Consider the following 9,870-nt stretch of genomic DNA (forward strand, 5'->3'; position numbering starts at 1 on the left):
GGGAAAAATCATGTTCGCTGCCAACAGTATCCTGTTCGTGCCTGGCTCGCGCCCCGAGCGCATTGCCAAGGCGCTGGGCAGCGCCGCCGATTGCGTGTGCATCGACCTTGAAGATGCGGTTGCGCCTGCAGACAAGGACAGCGCGCGCGACTCGGTTCTCGCAGCATTGCCGCAACTCGACCGTCACCGCGTCGCAGTGCGGATCAACGGCACGATGACTCGCGCAGGCCTCAAGGACATCATCGCGCTCGCCGAATCGGGCCACGCCCCCGCGCTGCTGCTGGTGCCGATGGTCGAGCATGAAAGCGAGATCGTGCAGCTTGCGCGCGTGCTCGACAATCCTGCCACGCAGCTGGTGCCGCTGGTCGAGACCGTGGCCGGCCTGCACCGCGCGCACCGGATCGCTGCGCAGCCGGGGGTAGCCGCGATGATGTTCGGCGGCGGCGACTTTTCCGCGCAGCTGGGGGTCGAGCTGGCCTATGATCCGCTGCTCGTCGCGCGCGGCCAGTTCATCATGGCTTGCGCCGATGCCGGCGTGCCCGCGATCGACGTTCCCTTCATCCGCCTCGACGATGCGGCGGGGCTCGCCGACGAATGCCGCAAGGTGCGCAGCCTCGGCTTTGCCGCCAAGGCCGCGATCCACCCGGCGCAGGTCGATGCGATCAACACCGCGTTCGGCGCGGATGCCGCAGCCCTTGCCGAGGCGCGCGAGGCGATCGCGGCCTATGAGGCCGCCGGCGGAATGGCAATTCGCCACAACGGAAAGATGCTGGAGGCCCCCATCGTGGCGCGGATGCGCGCGATGGTGGCCCGTGAAGCCCAAAAGAACGAAAAGGAGACAATCGATGCGTGATGGAGCCATGGAAGTAGCACCGGGCCGCTTTCGCGAGACCTTCGGCCGCGCGTACGAGGATTTCGTGGTCGGGCATATCTATGAGCACCGGCCCGGGCGCACCATCACCGATGCCGACAATGTGTGGTTCACGCTGCTGACGATGAACACCCATCCGGCGCATTTCGATTACGAATATGCCAAGAAGACCGAGTTCGGCAAACCTCTGGTCTGCTCGCCGCTCACCGTTGCATTGATGGTGGGAATGAGCGTGTCGGATGTCAGCCAGAAGGCAGTGGCGAACCTGGGCTGGGACAATATCCGCCTGACGAACCCTGTGTTTCCCGGCGACACGCTCTACGCCGAGAGCGAAGTACTCGACAAGCGCGAGTCCTCCTCGCGCCCGGAACAGGGGATCGTCACGGTCAAGACCGTCGGCAGGAACCAGCATGGCGATGTGGTATGCACTTTCAGCCGCACCATGCTGATCTGGAAGCGCGGATTTGGCCCTTCGGACGATTGACGCGCAGGGCACAGGGATGATGATCCTCGCGGCCATATGGTTGGCGGCGAGCAGGGGTAGCGGACGGAGTATTGAACATGGCAAGCCTGCCAAAAGAAGAGATGCGCACGATCGACGCGGATGAGGAGGCGGCCTTTCTCGACGCCATCGACCGCTGGATCGAACGTGAGGTCAAGCCCGTGGTCATGCACCACGACCACAACGACATCTGGCCCGAGGAGCTGGTCGCGCAGATGGTCGAAATGGGGCTGTTCGGCGCCACCATCGGCCAGGAATATGGCGGCCTCGGCCTGCCTGCGACGACCTATGCCAAGATCGTCGCGCGGATCTCGTCGTACTGGATGGCGATCACCGGCATCTTCAACTCGCACCTGATCATGGCGTGCGCGGTCGAGCGTTTCGGCACCCCGGTGCAGAAGGCCAAATGGCTGCCCAAGTTCGCCAGCGGCGAGATTCGCGGCGGGCTTGCGCTGACCGAGCCCAATGCCGGCACCGACCTGCAGGCGATCCGCACGACGGCGGTCCGCGATGGCGATCACTATGTCATCAACGGCACCAAGACCTGGATTTCGAACGCCATCAAGGGCAGCTGCTTTGCGCTGCTGGTCAAGACCGACGCCAAGGCGGACCCGCGCTACAAGGGGATGAGCCTGTTCATCGCCCCCAAGCAGGAAGGCTTCACCGTCGGCAAGAAGTTCGACAAGCTGGGCTACAAGGCGATCGACAGCGCCGAGCTGATCTTCGACAACTATCGTCTGCCTGCCGAGAACCTGATCGGCGGGGTCGAGGGCCAGGGCTTCTTCCAGGCCACTGGCGGTCTCGAGCTGGGCCGCATCAACGTCGCCGCGCGCGGTGTCGGGCTGGCGGATGGATCGCTGCGCCTTGCCACCGAATATGCGCAATTGCGCCAGACCATGGGCAAGCCGATCGCCGACCATCAGGCGATCCAGCTCAAGATCGGCGAGATGGTGACGCGCGCCCGCGCCGCCCGGCTGCTGACGCTCGATGCCGCCGAAGCCTATGACCGCGGCGAACGCTGCGACATGGAAGCCGGCATGGCGAAGTACTTCGCGTCCGAAGCCGCGGTCCGCAATTCGGAAGAGGCAATGCGCATCCATGGCGGCTATGCCTATTCCAAGGAATACGAGATCGAGCGCTATTATCGCGACGCGCTGCTGATGTGTATCGGCGAGGGCACCAACGAGATGCAGCGGATGATCATTTCCAAGCAATGGGTGAAGCGGAACCCGGTTTGAGCGAGGAGCAACTGGCATGAGGCTGCCGCTGACCGGTTATCGCATCTTGTCCGCCGAGCAATATGGCGCCGGACCCTATGGCACGATGTTCCTGGCGCAGATGGGCGCGGAGGTCATCAAGATCGAGCCGCCGAACAAGCCGGGACAGCCGGGCGGCGACACCGCGCGCGCGGTGGGGCCGCATTTCCTGCGCGAGAACGAAAGCCTGTATTTCCAGACCTTCAACCTCAACAAGAAGTCGCTGACGCTCGATCTGCAGAGCGAGCGCGGGCGGGCGATCCTGCGCGATCTGGCCGCGACATCGCACGCGATGGTCAATAATCTGCGCGGCGACCTGCCAGCAAGGCTGGGGCTCGATTATGCCGCGCTGGGGCCCATCAACCCCTCGATCGTGTGCGCGCATCTGTCTGCTTATGGCCGCGACAACCCGCGCGCCAAATGGCCGGGCTATGATTACCTCATGCAGGCCGAAGCCGGGTTCCTGTCGCTGACCGGCGAACCCGATGGCCCGCCGGTGCGCTTTGGCCTGTCGATCGTCGATTTCATGACCGGGACACAGATGACGGTCGGCCTGCTCGCCGCGATGCTCGATGCGCAGCGTTCGGGCACCGGCTGCGACATCGATGTCGACCTGCTCTCCACCGCCGCGCACCAGATGAGCTATCCCGCCGTGTGGTACATGAACGAGGCCGATGTCACCCCGCGCGCCCCGCGGTCTGCGCACCCGTCGGTCACGCCGAGCCAGATGTTCCGCTCCGCCGATGGCTGGATGTTCGTGATGGCGCAGTTGCCCAAATTCTGGACGATCCTCGTCGATACGATCGGCCGCAGCGATCTGAAGGATGATCCGCGCTTCCGCAAGCCCGCCGACCGGTTGGCCAATCGCGATGTGTTGACGGAGGTGCTCGATGCGGTGTTCGGCACGCAGCCGACCCAGCATTGGGTCGACCTGCTCTCGGGCAAGGTGCCGGTAGCGCCGGTGCATGACCTTGCCAGCGCGATGGACAATCCGTTCCTGCAGGAGACCGGCATGATGCAGCAGGTCGAGCACCCCGACCGCACCGAGCTGCGCGTGCTCGCCAGCCCGATCCGGGTCGATGGCCAGCGGCTGCCCGCGCGCGCCGGGCCGCTGCTCGGCGCGGACAATGACGACGTGCTCGCCAGCATCGGCCTGTCGGCGGACGACATCGCCGCGCTCAAACGCGACGGCATCGTCTGACCCATGGGCAAGCTTTCCGGCATCACCGTGATCGACCTGTCGCAGTTCCTGCCGGGGCCGATGCTGACGGTGATGATGGCCGATCAGGGCGCGGACGTGATCAAGATCGAGCCTGTGGCGGGTGATCCTGCGCGCCAGATGGCGCCGTTCGAGCAGGACCAGTCGGTGTGGTTTCGCAACCTCAACCGCGGCAAGCGCAGCGAGGTCATCGACCTAAAGAGCGACGCGGGCCGCGCCAGGCTGACAGAACTCATCAAGACCGCCGATGTCTTCGTCGAGGGCTTCCGCCCCGGGGTGATGCAGCGGCTGGGGTTCGATTATCCCGCGGTCAGCGCGATCAACCCGGCTATCGTCTATTGCTCGGTCTCCGCTTTCGGCCAGGCTGGGCCGCTCGCGCATCATCCCGCGCACGATCTGGCGGTGCAGGCGCTGTCGGGCTTTCTTGCGGTCAATGACGGAGCCGATGGCACTCCCGTCGTCCCCGGCGTCCCGTCCGCCGACATGGCCGCTGGCCTCACCGGGCTGTCGGCGGTGCTGATGGCGCTGATCGGGCGGCAGCGCACCGGCAGGGGCGACTATGTCGATATCGCGATGTTCGACAGCCTGCTGCCCTGGTGCGCGCATATCGCCGGCAGCGCGATCGCAGGCGGACCTTCGCCGCGCTCGGCCACCCAGCGCTCGCTGGGCGGCGCAGGCTTCTATCAGGTCTATGCCACACACGATGGCCGCCACATTGCGCTGGGCGGGCGCGAGATGAAATTCGTGCAGGTGCTGCTGACCGCGCTGGACAGGCCCGACCTGATCCCGCTGGGCGAGGCCGATGCCGGACCTGCGCAGGCGCCGCTGATCGCCTTTCTGCGCGCAACCTTTGCCAGCCGCAGCCGCGACGAATGGGTCGCATGGTTCGAGGACAAGGACGTCGCCTTCTCCCCCGTGCTCGATTTTGCCGAGGCGCTGGCCAGCGATCATGTGACCACCCGCGGCCTGCTGGTCGAAGCGGGCGGCGCGCACCAGATCGCGCCCGCGATCCGCTTTGCGGGCGAGCCTGACTGGCAACCGGAGGAAGCGCCGGGGCTCGGGACCACGCAATGAGCGCAGCGTTACCCCTCGACGTCGATGTGCATCGAATAGGCGAAGCGGTCGCCGGGATGGTGACTGACCGACATTTCGAACATCCGCCCGTCCTGGTCGTGATAGCAGCGCAGGATGCGCAGGCATGCGCTGCGCCGCGGAATGTCGAGCGCGGCGGCGACTTCGGCGCTGGCGGGCACGGCCTGGATATCCTGCGTCACCCGCGACATCGACAGACCCGCCGCGTTGCTGATGAACTGGAACAGAGTGTTGCTTCCCGGGTTGATGGTCTGGTCGGCGGCATCGGCAGCGGGCAGGATTTCCTCGACCGCGCGCTTGAGGTCGGCGATGACGTAGGCCTCGGTCAGCGCGATCGGTTGGCCATCGGCAATCTGGCGGCGCACCCCGCGGAAGCGGAACCACTTGTCGCTGACCGGCATCGCGATCTGCACCGCGATCGCCTTGGGCAAGGATTGCAGCCCGAGATGGTCGTAGGCGATGCGGGTATCGCGCGCATATTGCAGGATTTCGCCCACGTTCGACAGCGGCTGGTGCAGCGCACCGCCGCGCGCGGCCGCCGGTTGCACCACGGTGCCCGAACCCCGCCTGCGCGCGATCAGGCCCTCGTTCTGCAGCCGCCGCAGCGCCTCGCGCACGGTGAAGCGGCTGACGCCATATTCGGCACACAGCGCGCTTTCGGTGGGAAAGCCGCTGCTGCCTGCAAGCTTGCCCGACAGGATCAGCGCGCGAAGTTCATCGGCAAGCTGCTGATAACGGGGCTTGTCGCCCCCTTTCTCAGGCACCTTTTCCATCAGGGTGTCGGGCGCCTCAACGGGGCTGTTCAACGCGTGCTCCTGCTCCAGTGGCGGGCTCGGGAATTGGGCACATGACCGCCGCGAGCCTCACCCAGCGGCTTAGCGCACATTTGGCCCGTTCGCCAAATGAAAGCGACCGCATGCGCGCCCGGCTGCACCTGCTCGATTGGCTGGCGTGCGTCGCAGGTGCGCGGGCTACGCCGGTCGCCGCCGTGGCACGGACCGCCGAGCCCGACATCCTCACCCGCGCCGCCTTGCTCGGCAATGTGCTCGAGATGGACGATGTCCACCGCGCAGCCCTGCTCCACCCGGGTCCGGTGATCTGGCCGTCTGCGCTGTCCGCCGCACGGCAGGAAAAGTGCGGCATGGACAGCCTGCTCGATGGCGCGGTGCGCGGCTATGAGGCGATGATCGCGGTGGGCGCGACCTTCGATGCGCACCATTATGCGCACTTCCACCCGACATCGACCGCAGGCGGATTTGGCGGCGCGGCAGCGGCAGCCTCGATCTTCGCGCTCGACACCGAAGCAACGGGATGGGCGCTGGGCAATGCGGCATCGGTGACCGGAGGCTTCTGGCGGATGCGCCACGAGGACGTGATGACCAAGGCGATGCATGCCGCGCGCGCTGCGCTCGAAGGCCTGTGGCTGGCGCGGCTGGCCCGCGCCGGCCTGACCGGGCCGGTGCAGGCGCTGGAGGGCGAACAGGGGCTATATGCCGCGATGGTCGAGCATCCCAAGGCGATGGAACTGGGCCCGGACTGGCTGATCCACGCGGTCAGCTTCAAGCCCTGGGCGGCGTGCCGCCACGCGCATGCGGCGATCGATTGCGCGATCGAACTGCAGGCGGCGGGCAAGCTGAACCTTCCGGTCGCCGTTGAGACCTATGCCGATGCGATCCGCTTTTGCGACCGACCGCACCCGGTGACCGAGCTCGACGCGAAATTCTCGATCCAGCACGCTGTTGCCGTCATCGCCGATGGCCGCAAGGCGGGTCCCGAGGACTTCACCGCGCAGGCGATCGCGGCCCTGGCCGACAAGCGCGCACAGGTGAGCGTGCGCGAGGCGGAGGAGTTCACGCGCGTCTACCCCGCACATTTCGGCGCACGGGTGATCAGCGACACTGCCCAGATGACGCTCGCGGACACGCGCGGCGACCCCGAGCGCCCGGCGAGCCCCGAGATGCTCGGCGCAAAGCTGCGCTCGCTGGTGCAATGGGGCGGGCTGAAGCCGGTCGAGGCGGATCGGGCGCACGAAATCGCGCTGCACGGCACCAGCATCGGCCCGCTGCTCGCCTTGCTCGAGGACTGGCTGGCATGAGTGCAACCTGCGACCTGCTGGCGTTCGTCCGTGCCGATCATGCGCTGCCGGAGCATGTGCGCGCCGCCGCGCTGCACCTGCTGGGCGATACGCTGGCGGTGGGCGCCGCCGGATCCACCGCTCCGGGGGCCGAGGCCGTGCTGGCCGCAGCGCGCGGCTGGGGTGAGGGCGAGGATGCGCGGCTGATCGGTTCGTCCGAACGCCTGCCCGCTGCGTCTGCCGCGTTCGTCAACGGCTTTGCCATCCATTGCCTCGAATGGGATGCGGTGCACGAGCCCGCCGTGGTCCACGCGTTGTCGGTGGTGACTGCGGCACTGGGCGCGAGCATCGACCGGATGGGCGGCTGCGATCGCGAGGACGCGCTGGCAGCGCTTGCGGTGGGCGTCGATATTGCTGCGGGCTTGGGGCTCGCCGCGACCAGCCCGCTCACCTTTTTCCGCCCCGCCACCGCAGGCTGCATCGGCGCGGCGCTGGCGGTGGCACGGATCGAGAAGGTGGAGCGCCTCGAGGACGTGCTGGGCCTTGCCTATTCCTCGCTCGCCGGCACGATGCAGGCGCATGTCGAAGGCTCGATCGCGCTGCCGCTGCAGATCGCCAACGCCGCGCGCGCCGCCATTGCCGCGGTCGATCTGGTCAAGGCCGGGCTGACCGGGCCGCATGATGCGCTCGAAGGGCCGTTCGGATATTTCACGCTGTTCGATTCCGGCGACCTTGGCACCTACACCCGAGAGCTGGGCCGCATCTGGCGGATCGCCGAGATCAGCGTGAAGCCCTATCCTTCAGGCCGCGCCAGCCATGCGGTGCTGGGGACTTTGGCAGACCTCAAGCTCGATCCCGATCATGTCGAAGCCATCGAGGCGCATGTTCCGCCGCTGATCACCCGGCTTGTCGGCCGCCCGGTAAGCGCGGACATGACACCCGCTTATGCGCGGCTGTGCCTGCCGATGCTCGCTGCGCTGATGATCACCGATGGCCGCATCGACCCGCGCCGGTTCGTGCCCGAAACGCTGGCGGACCCCGCGCTGCAGGCGCTCGCGTGCAAGCTCACCATCACCGTCGACGGCAATCCCGATCCCAATGCGCTGTTCCCGCAAGCTCTGGTGGTGCGCCTCGCCGATGGCAGCACCATCGAGCGCGCGATTCCGCACACTTTGGGCAGTCCCGATGCGCCTTTGTCCGCGGCAGGCACCGCCGCCAAGCGTGCGCTCGCCCGTGAGCTGGCAGGCGATGTCCCCGATGCGCGGCTGTTCGACGATCCGCTTGTCTACTTCACAAACCCCACCTGTTTGTCCCGAGCGCAGTCGAGGGACGTGGCGCAACGTCCCTCGACTGCGCTCGGGACAAACGGAAAAGGAGCAACAGTCCTCCCATGACCTTCCCCAGCTATTTCGAAGCCTTTGACGCGAAACAGATGCTCGCCGATTACCCGGTCGGGGATGCGTTCACGCAGCGCTATACCGGCATGAGCCGCGACGAGCTTTTCGCCATCCAGGACCGCCAGTTCCGCCGCCTGATGCAGCGCGGCTGGCAGATCCCGTTCTACCGGCGGCTGTGGGGCAATGCGGGGATCGAGCCGGGGGATATCAAGGGCCTCGCCGACATCATCAAACTGCCGGTGTACGACAAATCGGACCTGATGGCCTCGATCGCCGACCACCCGCCGTTCGGCGATTTCGCCGGGATCGACAGCAGAGATCCAGGCCGCGCGCCTGCCATCTTCCACACAACCTCGGGCACCACGGGACGCCCGCAGGCCTTGCTGTTCGGCCCCAAGGGGCGCGAGATCACCAATCTGCTGGTGGGCCGCATGTACCGCTGGCAGGGCCTCCAGCCCACAGACGTCATCCAGTCGGTCTATGGCCATGGCATGATCAATGGGGGGCATTACATCCGCGAGGCGGTCACCCATTTCACCAACTCGCTGTTCCTGTCGGCAGGCACCGGTATCGAGACGCGCTCGCTCAATCAGGTGGGTCTGATGGCCGATTTCGGGGTTACCGTGCTGGTCGGCTTTGTCGATTACATCCGCAAGCTCGCCGAAACTGCTGCTGCCGAAAAGCTGATGGAGCAGATCAACATCCGCATGATCTGCGGGCATCTGGGCACCGAGGACCGCGCCTCGGTCGAGGCGGCCTGGGGCGGGGCCAAGGCGTTCGACTGGTATGGCGTGGGCGATACAGGTTCGATCGCGGGCGAGGGCCCCGAGCGCGACGGGCTGTATGTGTGGGAGGACGCGCAGTATCTCGAATTGCTCGATATCGATACCGGCCATCCGGTTGCCCCCGGCGAGACCGGCGACATGGTGGTCACCTGTCTGTTCAAGGACGATGTCGCCCCCTGCATCCGCTTCAACACGCACGACATCACGCACGAGCTCACCGGCGCCAACGCCACCGGCATGGCGTTCAAGCGCATCGCGGGCTTCAAGGGCCGCAGCGACAACATGGTCAAGTTGCGCGGCATCAACGTGTTCCCGCACGCCATCGGCGCGCTGATCGAGAACCGCGCCGACCTGACCGGCGAGTTCGTCTGCCGCCTGGTGCGCGACGCCGCCACACAGCGCGACGACATGACGGTGACTCTAGAAAGCCGCGGCGGCACTGACTCCAGCGCGCTCGCCGAACTGCTGCGCCGCGGCCTGGGGGTCGAGGTCAGCGTCGATCTGGTCGCGCCCGGAGGCACCGCCCCGCTGACCCAGATCGATGTGCGGCAAAAGCCGATCCGGCTGATCGACGAGCGGGGGGTATGAGGGCGGCCAACCTTGCTCCCCTCCCTGGACAGGGAGGGGCTGGGGGTGGGTGGATGCGAGCACCACTGTCGGCTCCATCTCGCCTA

At 66.5% G+C, this 9,870-nt stretch carries 9 protein-coding genes; 8 read left to right on the plus strand and 1 reads right to left on the minus strand.

Annotation, left to right across the window (positions count from 1 at the left end; genetic code table 11):
- Positions 1–10 precede the first annotated feature (10 nt).
- The 5 genes from IP68_RS18760 to IP68_RS18780 all read left to right on the plus strand — a co-directional run bounded on the left by IP68_RS18760 (position 11) and on the right by IP68_RS18780 (position 4,922).
- Positions 11–853, plus strand: a complete 843-nt coding sequence (locus tag IP68_RS18760) for a CoA ester lyase (protein WP_054136551.1) — start codon at positions 11–13, stop codon at positions 851–853.
- A complete protein-coding gene (locus IP68_RS18765; RefSeq protein ID WP_054136552.1) occupies positions 846–1,355 on the plus strand; it encodes a MaoC family dehydratase in 510 nt (169 codons plus the stop codon). The genes IP68_RS18760 and IP68_RS18765 overlap by 8 nt, the downstream gene beginning before the upstream one ends.
- A gap of 77 nt (positions 1,356–1,432) precedes the next feature.
- Positions 1,433–2,611: an acyl-CoA dehydrogenase family protein gene (locus IP68_RS18770; protein WP_054136553.1), complete on the plus strand. Its 1,179-nt coding sequence runs from the start codon at positions 1,433–1,435 to the stop codon at positions 2,609–2,611.
- Between the two features lie 16 nt (positions 2,612–2,627).
- The gene (locus tag IP68_RS18775; RefSeq protein WP_054136554.1) at positions 2,628–3,830 is read left to right on the plus strand and encodes a CaiB/BaiF CoA-transferase family protein; all 1,203 of its coding nucleotides are present in this window, start codon (positions 2,628–2,630) and stop codon (positions 3,828–3,830) included.
- Positions 3,831–3,833: 3 nt separating this feature from the next.
- On the plus strand, positions 3,834–4,922 hold the full coding sequence (locus IP68_RS18780) for a CaiB/BaiF CoA-transferase family protein (RefSeq protein WP_054136555.1): 1,089 nt from the start codon (positions 3,834–3,836) through the stop codon (positions 4,920–4,922).
- Between the two features lie 8 nt (positions 4,923–4,930).
- On the opposite strand, the gene IP68_RS18785 is transcribed toward IP68_RS18780, so the two are convergent.
- A complete protein-coding gene (locus IP68_RS18785) occupies positions 4,931–5,746 on the minus strand; it encodes a GntR family transcriptional regulator (protein WP_054136556.1) in 816 nt (271 codons plus the stop codon).
- A gap of 110 nt (positions 5,747–5,856) precedes the next feature.
- On the opposite strand from IP68_RS18785, the gene IP68_RS18790 reads away from it, so the two are divergent.
- Genes IP68_RS18790 through IP68_RS18800 form a run of 3 tightly spaced genes read left to right on the plus strand, consistent with a single transcriptional unit; the run spans position 5,857 to position 9,784 of the window.
- Positions 5,857–7,035, plus strand: a complete 1,179-nt coding sequence (locus tag IP68_RS18790; protein WP_054136557.1) for an MmgE/PrpD family protein — start codon at positions 5,857–5,859, stop codon at positions 7,033–7,035.
- Positions 7,032–8,408, plus strand: a complete 1,377-nt coding sequence (locus IP68_RS18795) for an MmgE/PrpD family protein (RefSeq protein WP_082382500.1) — start codon at positions 7,032–7,034, stop codon at positions 8,406–8,408. The genes IP68_RS18790 and IP68_RS18795 overlap by 4 nt, the downstream gene beginning before the upstream one ends.
- Positions 8,405–9,784 (plus strand): phenylacetate--CoA ligase family protein, encoded by a 1,380-nt coding sequence (locus IP68_RS18800; RefSeq protein ID WP_054136558.1) that lies wholly within the window; start codon positions 8,405–8,407, stop codon positions 9,782–9,784. The genes IP68_RS18795 and IP68_RS18800 overlap by 4 nt, the downstream gene beginning before the upstream one ends.
- The last annotated feature ends 86 nt before the right edge of the window (positions 9,785–9,870 follow it).

The organism is Blastomonas sp. AAP25 (genome assembly GCF_001295965.1).
Lineage (GTDB): Bacteria > Pseudomonadota > Alphaproteobacteria > Sphingomonadales > Sphingomonadaceae > Blastomonas > Blastomonas fulva.

Excerpts from the sequence above, each read along its gene's own strand:
- IP68_RS18760 (WP_054136551.1), top strand. The coding sequence starts at position 11 with ATGTTCGCTGCCAACAGTATCCTGTTCGTGCCTGGCTCGCGCCCCGAG.
- IP68_RS18795 (WP_082382500.1), top strand. The coding sequence starts at position 7,032 with ATGAGTGCAACCTGCGACCTGCTGGCGTTCGTCCGTGCCGATCATGCG.
- IP68_RS18780 (WP_054136555.1), top strand. The coding sequence starts at position 3,834 with ATGGGCAAGCTTTCCGGCATCACCGTGATCGACCTGTCGCAGTTCCTG.
- IP68_RS18770 (WP_054136553.1), top strand. The coding sequence starts at position 1,433 with ATGGCAAGCCTGCCAAAAGAAGAGATGCGCACGATCGACGCGGATGAG.
- IP68_RS18790 (WP_054136557.1), top strand. The coding sequence starts at position 5,857 with ATGCGCGCCCGGCTGCACCTGCTCGATTGGCTGGCGTGCGTCGCAGGT.
- IP68_RS18775 (WP_054136554.1), top strand. The coding sequence starts at position 2,628 with ATGAGGCTGCCGCTGACCGGTTATCGCATCTTGTCCGCCGAGCAATAT.
- IP68_RS18765 (WP_054136552.1), top strand. The coding sequence starts at position 846 with ATGCGTGATGGAGCCATGGAAGTAGCACCGGGCCGCTTTCGCGAGACC.
- IP68_RS18800 (WP_054136558.1), top strand. The coding sequence starts at position 8,405 with ATGACCTTCCCCAGCTATTTCGAAGCCTTTGACGCGAAACAGATGCTC.